This is a genomic window from Agromyces sp. CCNWLW203, from assembly GCF_036576125.1.
GTDB lineage: Bacteria > Actinomycetota > Actinomycetes > Actinomycetales > Microbacteriaceae > Agromyces.
This window is the reverse complement of record NZ_JAZHYX010000002.1, coordinates 215,196-231,706: the sequence shown is the minus strand read 5'-3', so window position 1 is coordinate 231,706 and position 16,511 is coordinate 215,196. Positions and strand designations below refer to the sequence as shown.

The window sequence follows — 16,511 nt, the reverse complement described above, 5'->3', positions numbered from 1 at the left end:
GAGTTAGGAATCCTTACCATTCGCCGCCGAACGAGCGAGGACGCATGCATCGACGACGCAGCCGTAGCCGCATCACTGCGTTCCTCATCGCCGCAGGGCTCTTCGCTCCCGCGCTCGCCCTCACCGGCTGCACCGCCCAACAGAACGGAGACGCCGTGACCGGCATCATCCCGGCCCCCGTCGAATTCGAGCTCACGAGCGGTGACTCGTTCGCGCTCACGGAGGAGTCGCGCTTCGTCGCCGAGGGCGAGGCCGCGGCCGTCGCCGAGACCTTCGCCGTGCAGGCGCGACTCGCCACCGGGTTCGACCTGCCCGTGGTCGGCGGCGAGGCCGGTGTCGCCGACGTCGCGCTCGTCATCGACCCGGGGGCCGGCGACGGGCCCGAGGCGTACACACTCGACAGCGGCGCCGACGGCGTCCGCATCGTGGCGTCCGCCCCCGCCGGGCTCTTCTGGGGCACCCAGACGCTGCGGCAACTACTTCCGGCCGAGATCGAGCGAGCGGATGCCGCGACGGCGCCGGTCGACGGATGGACCGTGCCCGCGGCATCCGTCGCCGATGCCCCGCGCTTCGCCTACCGCGGCTCGATGCTCGACGTCGCGCGTCACTTCTTCCCGGTGGAGGACGTGCTCGACCACATCGACCGCATCGCGCTGCTGAAGCTCAACGTGTTGCACCTGCACCTCACCGACGACCAGGGCTGGCGCCTGCAGATCGACGCATGGCCCGAGCTCACCGGCATCGGCGCGTCGACCTCGACCGGAGGCGACGGCGGCGGCTTCTACTCGAAGGCCGACTACGCCCGCATCGTCGAGTACGCCGCCGAACGGTTCGTCACCGTCGTGCCCGAGATCGACCTGCCGGGCCACACGAACGCAGCGCTCAGCGCCTACCCCGAGCTGAACTGCGACGGTGTCGCACCGAAGCCGTACGAGGGAGTCGAGGTCGGGTTCTCGTCGCTCTGCGCGTCGTCCGAGCGGGCCGAGGTGACCGACCGGTTCATCGCCGACGTCATGGGCGAGGTCGCGGCGATGACGCCCGGGCCGTGGCTGCACGTCGGCGGCGACGAGTCCCTCGCGACCTCGGAGTCCGACTACCTCGACCTCGTGCGACGCATCACGGCGGCCGGCGCAGCGACCGGCAAGACCGTCATCGGCTGGCACGAGATGGGCGCGTCACGAGAGCTCCCGTCGGGAACGGTCGGACAGTACTGGGACTTCGTCGCCCCGCGTGAACGCGCCGGCGAGCTCACGACCTCGTTCGTGGAACAGGGCGGCAGCGTCATCCTCTCGCCCGCTGACGTCGCCTACCTCGACATGAAGTACCCCGACGACCCCGCGGGCCCGCTCGGCAGCACCGTCGGCCAGGTCTGGGCCGACGGTCCGACGACCCTCGAGGAGGCGTACTCGTGGGAGCCGACGACGATCGTGCCCGGCCTCGCAGAGGCCGACATCCTCGGCATCGAGGCCCCCGTCTGGACCGAGACGATCACCGCCGCGCCCGAACTCGAGTTCATGGTGTTCCCCCGTATCACCGCGATCGCCGAGATCGCGTGGTCGCCGGCACCGGCCGACGGCGCGGCTCGCGACGAGGCGTCGTTCCGCGCCCGACTGGCCTCGCTCGGCACGCACCTCGACGCGCTCGGCATCGACTACCGCAAGGTCGGCGGGGTGCCCTGGGCCGAGTGACCCGCCGCTCACGGGGTGGCCGTGCGCCGCGGCATCCGCTCGTCGCCGGGGCCCGCTCTGGAGCGGCGGGAGTCGGCTACGCGCCGTGCGGTGGCGCGGTCGAGGCGCGAACCACGAGCTCAGGGCGCAGCGGCTCGGTCGCAACGGCTTCGCGCTTCTCGATCATCTCGATCACGCGCTTGGCGGTCGCTCGGCCCACGTCTTCGAAGGGCTGACGCACCGTCGTGAGGGCGGGCGCCGCATAGGCCGCGAGCGCGATGTCGTCGACGCTCACGACCGAGACGTCGTCGGGCACCGTGCGTCCGGCCTCGTGCAGGGCGCGGATGACGCCGAACGCCATCTCGTCGCTCGACACGAACACCGCGGTGACGTCGGGGATCGCAGCGATCGTGCGCCCCGCGCGGTAGCCCGACTCGGGCGACCAATCGGCCGGAATCACGGGCGGCGGCGTGACGCCGCGCTCGCGGAGCACTCGTTCCCACTCTTCACGGCGTGCGTTCGACTCCTGCCAGAACTCATCGCCCGAGACATGCCAGACGGTGCGATGTCCGAGGTCGAGCAGATGCTCGGTGGCCGCCCGGGCGATCGCCCGCTGGTCGACGAGTGCGTCGTCGCCGACGCCGTCGGCCTGACGATGCCCCACGGTGGGCGTGCGCTCGGTGCGCGAGCCCAGGGCCTCTGCGAGGAATCCGACCGGCGCGAGGATCACGATGCCCTCGGCGCCCTGGCCCTCGAGGCGATCGAACGCCTCGAGGAAACTCGCCGGAGCGGAGTGCTGCGCCACGCTCGCCGTCGTCACCGCGTAGCCCTCTTCGGCGGCGACCGATTCGACGCCGAGGAGGATGGCGCTCGTCGAGTAGCGGGCCGTGGAGACGAGGATGACGCCGAGCATGCGGGTGCGGCCGGAGGCGAGTGAGGCGGCTGCAGCGTGCAGCCGATATCCGACGGCGTCGACCGCGGCCATGACGCGATGCGCCGTCTCGGGGCGAACGTTCGGGTGGCCCGAGAGCACTCGTGACACCGTCTGCGTCGACACGCCGGCGACGCGCGCGACATCGACCTGATTCGGCGCACGCTCCTCTGCTGAACGACGTGGCATGGACCCATCGTAGTGAGCGTTCACTCTGCAGTGGTGGAACACGGCTGCGCCCAGTGATTCTTGCGCGATAATGTGAGCGCAAACATTTTCCAAGATCGGGCGACATTGCCCGCGATTCAAGGGGGGCCGCGCGATGACCGCGACCGACACTCGAGCCGACGTTGATTCGGTAGCTGCGCTCACATATCGCGACAGCGTGTTGCTCCGGGGCGGTCGCCCGCACCGCATTCTCGCCGGAGCCGTGCACTACTTCCGCGTGCACCCGGAGCAGTGGGAGGATCGCCTCCGTCGCCTCGCGGCGATGGGGGCGAACACCGTCGACACGTACATCGCCTGGAACTTCCACGAAGAGATCGAGGGCGAACCGTCGTTCGAAGGATGGCGCGACGTCGAGCGATTCATCCGCCTCGCCGGTGAGATCGGCCTCGACGTGTACGTGCGCCCGAGCCCGTACATCTGCGCGGAGTGGTCCAACGGCGGCCTCCCGAGCTGGCTGACCGGCCGCACGCGGAGTGTGCGCACCGGCGACCCCGTCTACCGCGAAGCGGTCGAGCGCTGGTACGCCGAGCTCCTCCCCCGCCTGGCGCCCCTGCAGGCCGTGCACGGTGGCCCGATCGTCGCCGTGCAGGTCGAGAACGAGTACGGATCGTTCGGCTCCGACCTGGAGCACCTCGTACACCAGCGCGACCTGCTCCGCAGCGCCGGCATCGTCGAACTCCTGACGACCGCCGACGGCATCACCGCGGGCATGCACGAGCACGGCTCGGTCGAGGGCGCCATGCCGAGCTTCACGTTCGGCACGGGCGTGTCGGCGGCCGTGGAACTGCTGCCACCGAAGACGCCGCTGCTCTGCAGCGAGCTGTGGGGCGGATGGTTCGACCACTGGGGCGAGCGGCATCACGTTCGCAGCGCCGAGAGCATGATCGGCACCGTCGACGAGCTCCTCGCCGCCGGCGGCTCCGTCAGCCTCTACATGGCGCACGGCGGCACGAACTTCGGCCTGTGGAACGGCGCCAACTGGGACGGCGCGATCCAGCCGACCGCCACGAGCTACGACTCCGACGCGCCGATCGCCGAAGACGGCCGGGTGGGCGCGAAGTTCGAGGCGCTCCGCGCGTCGTTCGCGCCCTTCCACGACGTGCCGCTGCCCGAACTGCCCGCTGCACCGCGCTTCCAGCCGCCGCAGACGACGAACCTCGCACCCGAGGCATCCCTCATCGGCTCGGTCGCGGCGCTCGCGGCGAGCGCCCCGCGACCCCACCCCGCCACCTTCGAGGAGCTCGGCGTCGCCGAGGGGCTCGTCGCGTACGAGGCGACCGCGGTCGTCGAGGCGGGTGAGAACGTGCTGGCCATTCGCGGCCTGCACGACCGCGCAACGGTCTTCGTCGACGGCGCCCGCGTCGCGACGCTCGAGCGCGACGGCGAGACGAGCGCGGCGCTCCCGGTCTCGAGCGGGCCGGTCACCATCACGCTCGTCGTCGAGAACGTCGGCCGCATCAACTACGGCCCGCGGATCGGCGAGCACAAGGGGATCCTCGACGGCGTGCTGCTCGGCCGGCGCTACGTGCACGGCTGGGCGCATCGCGTCATCCCGATGGACGCGCCCCGGCCCGTCGGCGCCCCGGGCACCGACGGCTTCGCCGTCGCCCGGCTCGACGTCGCAGAACCCGCCGACGCCTGGCTCGCGTTCCCGGGCGGGGTCAAGGGGTTCGTCTGGCTGAACGGGTTCCTGCTCGGCCGCTACTGGAACGTCGGCCCGCAGGTGACCCTGTACGCCCCCGCACCGCTGTGGCGCGCCGGAGCCAACACGGTGCGAGTGCTCGACCTCGAGCAGCTCGGCGACACGGTCGAGGTGCGCGACATGCCAGAGCTCGGCCCGGTCGAGGAGTTCATCGGCTCCTGAGCAAGCGAGACGAGAAGGGCCCGCGGCGTGCCGCGGGCCCTTCTCGGTATTCGGATGCCTCGGGGCTCAGCCCTTGACCGCGCCGGCGGCCAGGCCCGAGCGCCAGAAGCGCTGCAGGCTGAAGAACAGGATGATGAGCGGGATGACGCCGAGCAGGGCGCCGAGCATGACCGCGCCCTTCGCCGGGGCGAAGTAGCTCATCATGCCGAACAGGCCGAGCGTCACCGGCTTCAGCTCGGCCGAGGAGACCATCATCAACGGCAGCAGGAAGTTGTTCCAGGTCGCGACGAAGATGAACAGGAAGATCGTCACCATCGCAGGCGCCAGAAGCCGCATCACGATCGTGAAGAAGATGCGGAGCTCGCCGGCGCCGTCGATGCGCGCGGCCTCGAGGAGCTCGGTCGGCACCGCGTCCTGCGCGTAGACGATGCCGAGGAACACGCCGAACGGCGAGACCGCCGAAGGGATGATGATCGCCCACGGGGTGTTCACGAGACCGAGGGCGTGGAACTCGAGGTAGAGCGGCACCGTCAGAAGCGCCACGGGCAGGAGCAGGCCCGCCATGATGAGCCCGACCGCGATCGTCTTGCCGGGGAATACGAACTTGGCGACCGCGTATCCCGCCATCACGGCGAAGAGCGTGCCGATGACGCCCGCACTGACGGAGTAGAAGATCGAGTTGCCGACCCATTGCCAGAACAAGCCCTGGGTCCACGTCATGAGGCTGTCGTAGTTCGCCGGCAGGTTCCATTCGGCGAACCAGAATCCGAACGACGAGGTGAGGTCGCGGTTGCTCTTCGTCGACGCGATCATGACCCACAGCACGGGTGCGATGAAGTAGATCGTCGCCACGACGAGCACCGCGATGCCCGCGACACGGGCCAGCGGGCTCGGCAGCTCCGACTTCGGCGGGACGTCGGCAGCGGCCTTTCGCGCGCGGCGCTTCGCCGTCTCGATGACCGTGGCGCTCATGCCGAGGCTCCCTTCCGGCGCTGCAGCAGCGCGTAGACGATCGCGAGGGCTCCCGCGACGACCGCCATCAACAACGAGTAGGCCGACGCCATGCCCGTTCCCGACGGCGAGACCGCGCCCATCATCGAGTTGTAGGTCAGCATCATCGGGGTATAGGCCTTGCCCATCCACGGGTTCGCGCTCTCCATGATCACCGGTTCGTTGAACAACTGGATGGTGCCGATGATCGACAGCAGCACCGCGAGCAGCGCCGCGCCCCGCACGAGCGGGATCTTGATACGCGTCGCGATCTGCCAGCCGGTGGCGCCGTCGAGGCGGGCGGCCTCGTACAGGTCCCTCGGGATGGTCTGCAGTGCGGCGAGGAAGATGAGCATGTTGTAGCCCGTGTAGGTCCACGTGGTCATGTTGGCCATCGACGCGAGGATCGTGCCCGGCGCCATGAAGTTCGTCCCCTCCGGGAGGAAGGACATGAACGGCGAGACCTCGGGGGTGTAGAGGTAGAGCCAGATCATCGCGGCGATGACACCGGGGATCGCGAACGGCAGGAAGAACGCGAGCCGGAAGAAGCCGGGACGGCGCACGATGAAGGTGTCGAGCAGGAGGGCGAGCCCGAGCGCGGCGATCGTCATCACGGGGATCTGGAAGAGCGCGTACAGCAGCACTCGGCCCATGCCGGCCCAGAAGACCTCGCTGCCGACCGCGGTCGCGAAGTTGTCGAAGCCGACGAAGGTGTCGACGAGCTCGCCGCCGCCGTAGAGGCCGTCGCCGCTCGGCACCTCCGCGAACATCGAGGAACGCACCGACACGATGATCGGCACGAGGAAGACGACGACGAACAGCACGGAGAACGGCGCCATGAACATCCAGCCGGTCAGCGCCTGATGGCGGGCTCCCCGGTTGCGCTTGGTCGTCGTCCCCCCGTTCACGGCGCGGGACGTGGTGGATGCGGTCATTGTGGTCGGTCTCTCCGTTCAACCTCGAATCGGCGGCGGATCGCATGATGCAACTGCGATCCGCCGCCGTGGCGATCAATCGACGCCGCGCCTCACTCGGAGACGGGCAGCCCGAGGTCTTCGAGCGTGGCGACCGCGGTCGTCTGCGCGGTGGTGAAGATGTCGGCGACGGTGGTGCTGCCGTCGGCGACGCCCGCGGCGGTCTCGTTCATCTTGGTCAGCGAGGCGAAGCCCGGTGCGTAGACGAAGTCGGGGCTCAGGTTGCTCGAGGCGATCGCGAGCTCGGCGAGCACGTCCTGGCCGCCGAACTGGCGGAGCATCTTGTCGCTCGTGGTCGGCGTGCCGTTGGCGGCCACGACGAGCCCCTGCGAGGCGAGGTCGTCGACCTGGGTGTTCAGCCAGGCGTTGAACTCCATCGCCGCCTCCGGGTGCTCGCAACCCTTCATGACCGCGACGCCGGAGCCGCCGTCGGGGCCGGTCAGGGCGCCGGCGCCGAAGTCGGGCAGCTGGGCGATGCGCCACTGGCCTTCGGCCGGGGTGCCGTCGAGCGAGTCGAGCAGGAAGCCCGCCTCCCAAGCCGCGCCGACGTGGCCGATGAGGCTGCCGTCGTTGAGCGCCTGCGTGAAGGCCTCACCCCAGCGCTCGGTGGCCAGCGTCTGCTTGTTGTCGATCAGGTTCTGCCAGAAGGCGGCGACCGTCTGGCTGCCAGTACCCTCGGTGTCGACGGTCCATCCGCCGTCGCTCGAGCCGAACCAGGAGTCGCCCGCGGCCGCGGCCTGAGCCGACAGCCAGGAGAGCGCCTCGTCGGGCGTGAAGGCGGTGACGTACTTGCCGGCGGCTGCCGCGGTCGCGGAGTCGGCGCTCAGCTCGTCGAGGGTGGTGGGCACAGGGAGGCCGAGGTTCTCGAACTCCGTCGCGTTGTAGAAGTACACGAGGGGGCCGGTGTCCTGCGGGTAGCCGACGACCGCGTCGCCGACGGTCATCATCGAGTAGGCGCCGGCCGAGAACTCGTCCTCGTGCTTCGCGGCTTCGTCGGCCACGTCTTCGAGGAGGCCCTTGACGTACATCTGCGGCACTTCGGAGTAGCCGACCTGAGCGAGGCATGCGGCGTTGCCGGCCTTGACGTCGGTCTCGAGCTTCAGGATCATGTCGGTCGCCGCGCCGTCGAACTTCGTCGCCGTCACCTGGATGTCGGGATTCTCCTCGTTCCAGCGCTCCACGATCTCGCTGACCGGAGTCATGCCCTCGCCGTCGGGCAGACGGTGCAGGTAGCTGATCTCGACGGGACCGTCGGCACTGCCCGAGTCGCCGCCGGTGCTGCAGGCCGCAAGCCCGAACACCGAGATCGCCGTGACCGTCGCTGCTGCGGCGGTGCGTGCGATGCGAGTGCTGTACGTCATGTATCGCTCCTCTTTGAGAGAATCGCCGCCCGTTGGTGCACGGGCGTGCTCACCGGCAGGTTCGGCGCGCTCGCGCGCACCTCGCCAACACTGGTGGAATGAATGTTTGCGCTCACATTACTCCTCTGACGCGGAAATTCAACTGGGAGCCCGAAATCCATGCCCGCGAATGTACAGCGCGAACACTGCAGCACGGCGCGAAGCTCGAGCGACGGCGGATTGTCGCACCGGGAATTGCGAGGAAGATCGGAGCCCTGCTGCACGCGAGCCCTTGCAGCGCGTCCTGGCCCCTCTGTCGGCGTCGCCCGGCCGGGTCTATGCTCCCGTCAGGCACGGTGGTGCCGTGCCCCGACGAAGGAGGCGGAGATGCCAGGCATCGTGCATTTCGAGATCCCGGCCGATGATCAGGAACGCGCTGGGGCGTTCTATCGTGCGGCGTTCGACTGGAAGCTCGACCCCATTCCGGGCATGGACTACACGAATGTCATCACGACGCCGGTGGATGACGCCACCCAGCAGCCACTCGAACCAGGGGCGATCAACGGCGGCATGTTCCAGCGCGCCGATCGGCTGACGACCCCGATCCTCACCGTCGACGTCGACGACATCGACGGTGCGCTCGAGCGCATCACCGAGATCGGCGGCTCCGTCGTGTCCCCGCGCGCGCCGGTGCCCGGCATGGGCTGGTTCGCGTACTTCGCCGACACCGAGGGCAACATCCTCGGGCTCTGGACGACCGATCCCGGCGCCGCCTGAGCAGAAGTGAAGCGGATGCCGCGGGGCAGGCGGCACCCGCGACATCCGCTGGTTCTGGTGGTTACTTGACGCTGCCGGCGGTGAGGCCGCCGACGAGGCGCTTCTCGATGATCATGAAGAGGATGACCACCGGCACGATCGCGACGATCGAGACGCCGAACACGTACTGCCACGAAGTCTCGTACTGGCCGACGAACTTCGTGAGGGCCACGGAGAGCGGCTGGTTGCCCGCGGTCGAGAGGATCACGAGCGAGGCCGCGAACTCGTTCCAGCACGCGACGAAGGTGAACACGATCGCGGTCACGATGCCGGGCCAGACGAGCGGCAGGCTGATCGTGAAGAGCACCCTGAGACGGCCAGCGCCGTCGATCTGAGCGGCCTCGTCGACCTCCTTCGGGATGCCGGCGAAGAACGAGTGCATGATCCACACGGCGAACGAGAGGTTGAACGCGGCGTTGATGAAGATCATCGCCGCCCACGTGTCGATCATGTCGAACGCGAGGAACTGGCGGAACAGGCCCGAGGTCAGCACGGCCGGCTGCAGCATCTGCGTGACGATCACGAGGAACAGGAACACCATGCGGAACGGGAACTTGAAGCGAGCCGTGTAGTACGCCGCTGGCATCGCGACGAGCAGCACGAGCAGCGTCGCGAAGACCGAGATCACGATCGTCGAGATGAGGTTCTGCGGCAGCGGCGTCTCGGGCGTCGACCACATGTTGATGTAGTTCTCCCAGTGCCACTCCTCTGGGAAGTAGGTGGGATCGACCGAGCGGATCTGCGCCTTCGTCTTCACCGATCCGAAGAACATGATGACGTACGGCAGCACGAAGACGGCGAGCACGACGAAGCCGGCGATCATGCGCACGATCACCTTGCCGAGCGGCACCTGGTCTTCGGTGTAGCGGCGCTTGCGAGCGGATGCCGCGGGCGGGGCGATCGTCTCGAACGCGGGTGCGGTGACGGCCACGATCAGACCTCCTTCATGGGCTTGACCACGCGCACGTAGATGGCGACGATCACGATGACGATGACGAACGCGACGACCGAGAGGGCGCTGGCGACATCGACCTTGTGCTGGTTCTGGATGTACTTGAAGATCATCGTCATGATCGTGTCGGCGTCGTAGCCGGGGATCGACCCGGTCATCACCTTCAGGATCGGCAGCGAGTTGAAGACGTTGATGATGTTGATGAGCACCGCGACGGCGAGGGCGCTGCGCAGCTGCGGCAGCACGACGCCCCAGTAGGTGCGCACGGGCCCCGCGCCGTCCATCTTGGCGGCCTCGAGCACCTCGCCGGGCACCGTCTGGAGTCCGGCGAGGATCGTGTACGTCGTGAACGGCAGCGACACGAAGATGGCGACGACGATCGACCACGCGAACGCGGTCTCTGGGTTGCGGGTCCAGCCGTAGCCCTCTGGTGTGTCGACGAGGCCGATGTCGACGAGGAACTTGTTGATGATGCCGAAGTACGGCTCGAGGCCGTAGTAGACAACCATCGTCGTCATGACGACGGATGCCGCCCAGGGGATGATCACCGCGAGGCGCACGATGCGCCGCCCCGGGAATGCCTTGTTGAGGATCTGCGCGAGGCCGAGCGAGATGATGACCGTCGCGGCCACGACGACGACGACCCAGACGATCGTGCGGCCGAAGATCGGCCAGAAGTAGGGGAAGTTGAAGACCTCGATGTAGTTGTCGAAGCCGACAGACCCCTTGTCGATGCCGCTCTGGGAGATGTCGCGGGTCGAGTTGTAGAACATGACGACGGCCGGGAACAGCACGACGCCGAAGATGAGGATGAGGGCGGGCCCGATCCAGGGCAGTGCGTGGAGCAGGTCGCGGCCCTTGGAGCGCGACGCGCCGGCGTCGCCCTTCGAGGGTGTTCCGCGCCCGGGGCGGGGGCGGCCGTCGGCCGCCCCCGCCTGGATCGGTGACGCATCGGATGTGGTGCTCATGGTTCGGTGGTCACCGATCCCTCCGGGTAGTGCGAACGAACTGCTGGTCGGTGCGGGATCAGCCCGCGTCGGCCTGCGCCTGGATCTCGGTCAGCACGTCTTGCGCCGGCTTCGTCTGAAGCTGGCCGAAGAGCGCCTTGAACGCGCCATCCGTCGCCGACCACTGCGGGTTGGTGCTCGGGTAGAACTGCGCGTCGGGCAGCACCTCGAGGAACGGAGCGAGCGCCTCTTCACCCGAGAGCGCCTCAGCACCCGACTTCGTGACCGGGAGGAAGCCCTCGGCCTGCACCCACGGCACGTACACGTCGGAGGTGTAGTAGTAATCGAGGAACTTGGTGATCGCGTCCTGCTTGTCGCCGTCGTTCTCGAAGGCCATCAGCTGGTCCATGACGCCGACTGTCATGGGGCTGCCGTCCTGCGTGGGGATCGGGACGATCGAGTAGTCGAGCTCGGGGTTGTTCTCCTCGATCTGGCCGACGGTCGGCGGGAGGCCGACCTGCATGCCGATCTTGCCCTGGATGAAGATGTCCATGAGCGGCGAACGGTCGGTCGAACCCGGGTCGGCCTGCGTGGCGCCCGCGTCGATCATCTTCTTGATCTGCTCGGCACCGGGCAGGTTCGCCGGGTCGTCGACCGTGATCTCGGTCGCGTCGCCGAACGTGCCGCCGCCGCCCCAGAGCCACACGGCCGCCTCGGCCTGCGCCTCTTCGGAACCGAGCGGCATGCCGTAGCCGGCGATGCCGCCGCCGAGGGCGGAGACCTTCGTGGCGGAGTCGAGCAGCTCGTCCCAGTTGGTGGGGGGCGCCGTGACGCCGGCCTGCTCGAGCAGCGCGTTGTTCACGAACAGCGCACGGGCCGAGGCGATCAGCGGCAGGGCGTACGCCGTGCCGTCGACCTCGGCGTTCGCGATGAACGAGTCCTGGAAGTCGCTGAACGTCTCGGGCGAGACGACGTCTTCGGCCGGGTAGAGCAGCTCGTCGGCCGCGAAGCCGGCGAAGGGGCCGCCGTTGTAGATGTCGGGTGCCTCGCCGCCCTGGATCTTCGTGGCGATGAGGCTCTCGAGGTTGTCCCACGACGCCACTTCGAGCTTGACGTCGATGTCGGTGTTCTCGGCTTCGAACCCCTCGATGACGTCTTCCCAGAGGCCCTGGGTGTTGTCGGAATAGCTCGGGACGAGCAGGTCGAGGGTGGTCTTCCCACCGGCGTCGTCGTCGCCCGAACCGCCGCCGAAGCCGCAGGATGCGAGTGCGAGCGTTGCGCTTGCCGCGATGGCGACAGCCGCTCCGATGCGATGTGTCTTTCTCACTGTGTTTCCTCACTTCTCGGTGTTGCGTGCTCCGCCCAAATTCGGGACGGTTGGTCCAGTTCGCGTCATTGTCGCCCTGGGCCGAGTTTGAACTTTATTGAGTGTTATTACCAGTTAACGATCACTATGCGTCATCGGCTTGCAGGAATCTTGTCGCGTCCTCGCCGCGGCGTCAAGTGAAGTGCTCAATTCGTTATCCGCCCTTACAAATCCCACGTCACGAGATACCGAGCACGCCGGTGAGCACCAGTACGAGTGCCCCCCGGAGCACGATGTCCGGCCCCTGCTCGGTGAGCCTGAGATCGAGTCCGTCGAAGAAGTCGGGCAGCAGCCGGCTCTCGAGCGCCTCACGTGCCGCGTCGAGGAGCACGCCATCGAGCAGGTGCGCCGGCCCGCTGACGATCACGTCGGTCAGTCCCAGGGCGCCCACCACTGGGGCGAGCGCGTAGCCGAGGCGGCGCCCCGTCTCACGCAGCACCTCATCGGCCGCGTCCGCTCCGCATGTCTCGGCCAGCCGTTCCTCCAGTCGAGGCACCGCGAGCCAGGCTTCCAGGCAACCCGAACGGCCGCACGCGCAAAGCGGACCGGCGCCGGTGCTGACGACGACATGACCGATCTCTCCGGCCGCGAACCGCCTGCCGTGCACCAGCCGCCCGTTCGCGAGCACCGCCGCGCCGACGCCGTGGCCAACCTTGAGGAGGAGCAGGTCATGGGTCGCCCCGCCGAAGCTGTGCTCTGCGAGGCTCGCGGCGTTGGCATCGTTGGCGACATGGACCGGGAGTCCGGTGCGCTCGGTCAGCGCCGCTCGCATCGGTACGTTCATCCAGTCGAGGTTGGGTGCGGAGAGCACGACCCCATCGAGATCCACGACGCCCGGTGAGCCGACGCCGATGCCGAGCACCGGCGCAGTGGCCCGTGTGCGAAGCTCGTCGACGAGCGCGAACGCGGTCTCGAGCGCGAGCGGACCCGTCGCCCCATTCCTGGGCGCCGACACGCGATCCATCACCCCGCCGTCGAGGTCGAGCACCGCCCCTTCGAACACCTCCGAGTCGGAGAGGTCGATGGCGATCACCTGCCAGCGGTCACGCGCGATGTCGAGTTCGACCGCCGGTTTGCCCGGCCCCTTGGAGGTGCGCTGCCTGGTCTCGACGACGAGTCCCTCCGCGAGCATCTCGGCGACGAGGTCCGAGACGGTCACCTTGGTCAGGGCGGAGGCTCGGGCGAGGTCGGCCCGCGACTGCCCCCCGTTGCGATAGAGCATCTGCAGCACGAGCGACCGGTTGTGGCCGCGCGCATGCTCTGGGAGCACCTTCCCCGTCGTGCGGAGCGCGCCCTGCTGGTTCATCGTCGTCATGGTCCTCATCCCGGCTGGCCATCGGTGGGCAGAGGTTGCTCCGCCCACCGATGGATCGCCTTACAAGCGGTCGGTTGCCAGACGGCCATTCGTGATCGAAACACGGATCGGAACCTCCCAGGAGCATCCGTCCGGACCGCTGACGGTGACGGCCCCGTTCCAGGCGCGCACCCCCTGGTGCTGGCTGTACCGGTGCGTGCCGATCACCTCGAAGAGGGAGTTCCCGAGCTTGCCTGCGGCATCGCTCCCGCTGAGCACGCCTTCGGAGACGGTTCCATCCCCCCAGTCGATCGTCGCGGTGAGCGATCCGACCGCACAGGTCGGAGAGGCGATCGTCGCCACCGAGCCGTCGACGGTCAGCGTACGCCCTGCGTGCCCGGGACTCTCGGTCGCTCCGGTGTCCGGCGCGCCGTCGCTCCCGACCTCTTGGGAGTCTCGGCCGCTGAAGGCACTACCCGCCGCCGCCGAGGTCCATGCGACCTCGGGGTCGGGCCAGAAGTTCGTTCCCGCGAACTGCCAGCGCGGGCCCTGGATCGCGAGCCGCTGGAAGAACGAGTCGGGGTCTCCCGTGCGCTCCCTGGGCGACCATGCCAGGTCGAGGAGTGCCGCGATCCTCGGGAAGACCTTGTGCTCGACGTCGGGCGCACCGCCGTGATTGTTCTCACCCCAGGCCGGACCCTCGATACCGATCACGTTCTCGTCCTTCAGGCCGAACGACTGCAGGCTGAGCGACAGGTAGTCATCGACCACGTGCGTGGGATCCCAGTCGTAGGTCGTCCGGGTGTTGAACGAGGGATACGGGTAGTCGAGGTACGCGCGGGCGGTCGGCGAGAGGATGACCTGATTCTCGTTGTCGAACCACCACGGCTCCATCTCGAAGCTCTGGTCGCGCCAGTACTGGTGCACGGAGCTCGGATCAAGGTCGGCCATCGGCAGTGGCGTCCAGCCCACCATCCGCTTGTCGTGATCCATCACGAATCCCTCGAGCTTCTTGATGAAGTCGATGTAGGGCTGTCCCGAGATCGACTCGTCGCCACCGATGTGGAAGAGCTCTGACGGCGTCAGTGCACCGACCTCGGCGAGCACGTCGTTGATGAAGCGGTCGACGGTTTCCGACGTGGTGCACACGGTGTTGGTCGACCCGCAGGAGAGTTCGGGGTACGCGGCGATCGCGGCGCTCGAATGACCCGGGAGGTCGACCTCGGGAATCACCTCCACGTGGCGGTCGGCGGCATACTCGACCAGATCCGCGAACTGCTCCTGGGTGTAGAAGCCGGTCGCGCCTCCGGGCATGGACATGGCGCCGCCGATCTCGGCCAGCCGTGGCCAGGACTCGATCTCGATGCGCCATCCCTGGTCGTCGGTGAGGTGCATGTGCAGGCGGTTGCCCTTCATTTGCGCCAACGCGTCGATGATGTCGCGCACGCCGTCGATCTCGATGAAGTTGCGCGCGGGGTCGAGCATGACGCCGCGGTGCTCGTAGCGCGGGTAGTCGACGATCTCGGTCGGCTCGATCGTCCACGGACCCGGACGCACCACGTCGCCGGCGATCTCGGCCGGCAGCAACTGGAGCAGCGTGCGCCCGCCGTTGAACAGGCCGTGCGCGGCGCTCGCCTCGATGGTGAGCCCGTCGGATGTCGCGGCGAGCTCGTACCCCTCGGCCCGGGCGAGCTCCGAATCACGTGGGCCCGCGTCGTCCGCAAGGACGAGCGAGATGTCGCCGTCGCGCGCCTTCTTCGTCGTGATGGGAAGCTCGTAACCGGTCGCTGGACGCAGGTCGGCCGCGAGCTTCTCGGCTTCGGCCGCGGCGGCACGGTCGGATGCCACGATACGGGTGCTCGGCCGGATCTCGAACGGCTCGCCGTCGAGCTCGGTCAGAGTGACGGGCGCGGGCAGCACCACACCACCGGGCGCCGGAGGCGCCTTCGGACCCGACCACACCTCGAAGTCCCAGATCGAATAGCCGAAGACCGTGGCGGGCGCGACGCCTTGCATGCGCACGAACGAGACGGGAGTCTTCAGTCCGAGGACGTGCTCGATGCGCCCGGGGGCGACTCCGGCCTGCTCCTTCACCGTCGACCAGGTGAGGCCGTCGGTCGAGGTCTGCACGAGGTACTCCGCCGGTCGCGCGGTCTCCCAGTTGATCACGACGCTCCAGACCGGGGACGGTTCGGGCAACCCCACCTGGAGCCAGTCGGCCGAGGGGTCGTGCGAGCTCGCCGGCGGTTCCGCCACGCCATCGCGCGGGTAGTCGCTGCCCCATCGCGTTCCGGCATCGCCGTCGACCGCGTTCGCGGCGGCGAAGCGGCCCGGGTTGCCGGTGTAGACCGACGCGGCCGTGGCGTCGGCCAATCGTGCGACATCGGTGCCGTACTCCCACTCGGTCGGATCGGGCGCGGGCTCCTCGTCGACGCGGTCCCACACCTCGAATGAGAAGAGGGAGTAGCCCCAGGGCGATGCCTGCCGGCCCTGCATCCTCACGAACGAGACCGGCCCATCGACGTCGACGTCGATTTCTCGGATGCCGGCGCGCCCGTCCTCGATGGCGGCGACCGTCGTCCACGCGGCACCGTCGGTCGACACCTGGACGTCGTAGCGACGCGCGTACGCGTCCTGCCAGTTGAACGTGACCCGGGCGATCTCGGTGGGGTCAGCGAGCTCGATGGTGATCCAGTCATTCGTCGGATCGTGGTCGCTGTGCGGGTATGACGGCTCCTCGTCGCCGTGCGTGTAATCGGAGCCCCATCTGGTCGATGGGTCGCCGTCGTTGGCGAACGCCGCGGCGAACCGTGCCGGGTCGGGGAACTCGCTCGCGGCCACGGCGATGCCGTCGAGCGCGACGTCGCGCGGCGGGCTCGGGTCTTCGGCGGCCGCAGCGCCGTGGACGGCCAGAAATGGAACTGCCAGGGCGAGCGAGAGCAGGGCGGCCAGGCCGGCCGTGCGAGCAGTCGAGCGTTGGTGCACGTTCACGAACTCCTCCTTGGGTCCTGATTCGACGAATAACGCAGGTGAACGGCGCCGGGAGAACTGCATCGGGCACCCGCGGTTTGTTAGTACACCATACAAACTAACTTTTGGTCAATGATTTATCTCGTCGGACAGCAACCATTCAAATGATCAT

General features: G+C 68.3%; 12 protein-coding genes. 3 read left to right on the top strand and 9 right to left on the bottom strand.

Features of this window, described 5'->3' with window-relative positions; genetic code table 11:
- Window positions 1-44 precede the first annotated feature (44 nt).
- On the top strand, window positions 45-1,688 hold the full coding sequence (locus VPH61_RS06735; RefSeq protein ID WP_332062737.1) for a beta-N-acetylhexosaminidase: 1,644 nt from the start codon (window positions 45-47) through the stop codon (window positions 1,686-1,688).
- Window positions 1,689-1,764: 76 nt separating this feature from the next.
- Here the strand turns inward: VPH61_RS06735 and VPH61_RS06730 are convergent, their stop codons facing one another.
- Window positions 1,765-2,787, bottom strand: coding sequence for a LacI family DNA-binding transcriptional regulator (locus tag VPH61_RS06730; RefSeq protein WP_332062736.1), 1,023 nt, complete (start codon window positions 2,785-2,787; stop codon window positions 1,765-1,767).
- A gap of 133 nt (window positions 2,788-2,920) precedes the next feature.
- On the opposite strand from VPH61_RS06730, the gene VPH61_RS06725 reads away from it, so the two are divergent.
- On the top strand, window positions 2,921-4,690 hold the full coding sequence (locus tag VPH61_RS06725) for a glycoside hydrolase family 35 protein (protein ID WP_332062735.1): 1,770 nt from the start codon (window positions 2,921-2,923) through the stop codon (window positions 4,688-4,690).
- A gap of 66 nt (window positions 4,691-4,756) precedes the next feature.
- Here the strand turns inward: VPH61_RS06725 and VPH61_RS06720 are convergent, their stop codons facing one another.
- From VPH61_RS06720 to VPH61_RS06710, 3 genes are all read right to left on the bottom strand, one after another.
- A complete protein-coding gene (locus tag VPH61_RS06720; protein ID WP_332062734.1) occupies window positions 4,757-5,662 on the bottom strand; it encodes a carbohydrate ABC transporter permease in 906 nt (301 codons plus the stop codon).
- Window positions 5,659-6,615 (bottom strand): carbohydrate ABC transporter permease, encoded by a 957-nt coding sequence (locus VPH61_RS06715; protein ID WP_332062733.1) that lies wholly within the window; start codon window positions 6,613-6,615, stop codon window positions 5,659-5,661. The genes VPH61_RS06720 and VPH61_RS06715 overlap by 4 nt, the downstream gene beginning before the upstream one ends.
- Before the next feature lie 92 nt (window positions 6,616-6,707).
- The gene (locus VPH61_RS06710; protein WP_332062732.1) at window positions 6,708-8,015 is read right to left on the bottom strand and encodes an ABC transporter substrate-binding protein; all 1,308 of its coding nucleotides are present in this window, start codon (window positions 8,013-8,015) and stop codon (window positions 6,708-6,710) included.
- A gap of 366 nt (window positions 8,016-8,381) precedes the next feature.
- Here VPH61_RS06710 and VPH61_RS06705 point away from each other — a divergent pair, with 366 nt between their 5' ends.
- On the top strand, window positions 8,382-8,771 hold the full coding sequence (locus tag VPH61_RS06705; RefSeq protein ID WP_332062731.1) for a VOC family protein: 390 nt from the start codon (window positions 8,382-8,384) through the stop codon (window positions 8,769-8,771).
- Window positions 8,772-8,832: 61 nt separating this feature from the next.
- Here the strand turns inward: VPH61_RS06705 and VPH61_RS06700 are convergent, their stop codons facing one another.
- The 5 genes from VPH61_RS06700 to VPH61_RS06680 all read right to left on the bottom strand — a co-directional run bounded on the left by VPH61_RS06700 (window position 8,833) and on the right by VPH61_RS06680 (window position 16,360).
- Entirely contained in the window at window positions 8,833-9,741 is a 909-nt protein-coding gene (locus VPH61_RS06700) for a carbohydrate ABC transporter permease (protein ID WP_332062730.1), read from the bottom strand.
- 2 nt (window positions 9,742-9,743) lie between these two features.
- Window positions 9,744-10,730 carry a carbohydrate ABC transporter permease gene (locus VPH61_RS06695; RefSeq protein ID WP_332062729.1) on the bottom strand — a complete coding sequence of 329 codons (987 nt, stop codon included), beginning with the start codon at window positions 10,728-10,730 and terminating at the stop codon, window positions 9,744-9,746.
- Window positions 10,731-10,788: 58 nt separating this feature from the next.
- Complete coding sequence (locus tag VPH61_RS06690) at window positions 10,789-12,036, bottom strand: extracellular solute-binding protein (RefSeq protein WP_332062728.1); 1,248 nt, start codon at window positions 12,034-12,036, stop codon at window positions 10,789-10,791.
- A gap of 217 nt (window positions 12,037-12,253) precedes the next feature.
- Window positions 12,254-13,390: an ROK family transcriptional regulator gene (locus tag VPH61_RS06685; RefSeq protein ID WP_332062727.1), complete on the bottom strand. Its 1,137-nt coding sequence runs from the start codon at window positions 13,388-13,390 to the stop codon at window positions 12,254-12,256.
- 60 nt (window positions 13,391-13,450) lie between these two features.
- Complete coding sequence (locus VPH61_RS06680) at window positions 13,451-16,360, bottom strand: family 20 glycosylhydrolase (protein ID WP_332062726.1); 2,910 nt, start codon at window positions 16,358-16,360, stop codon at window positions 13,451-13,453.
- Window positions 16,361-16,511: the final 151 nt, after the last annotated feature.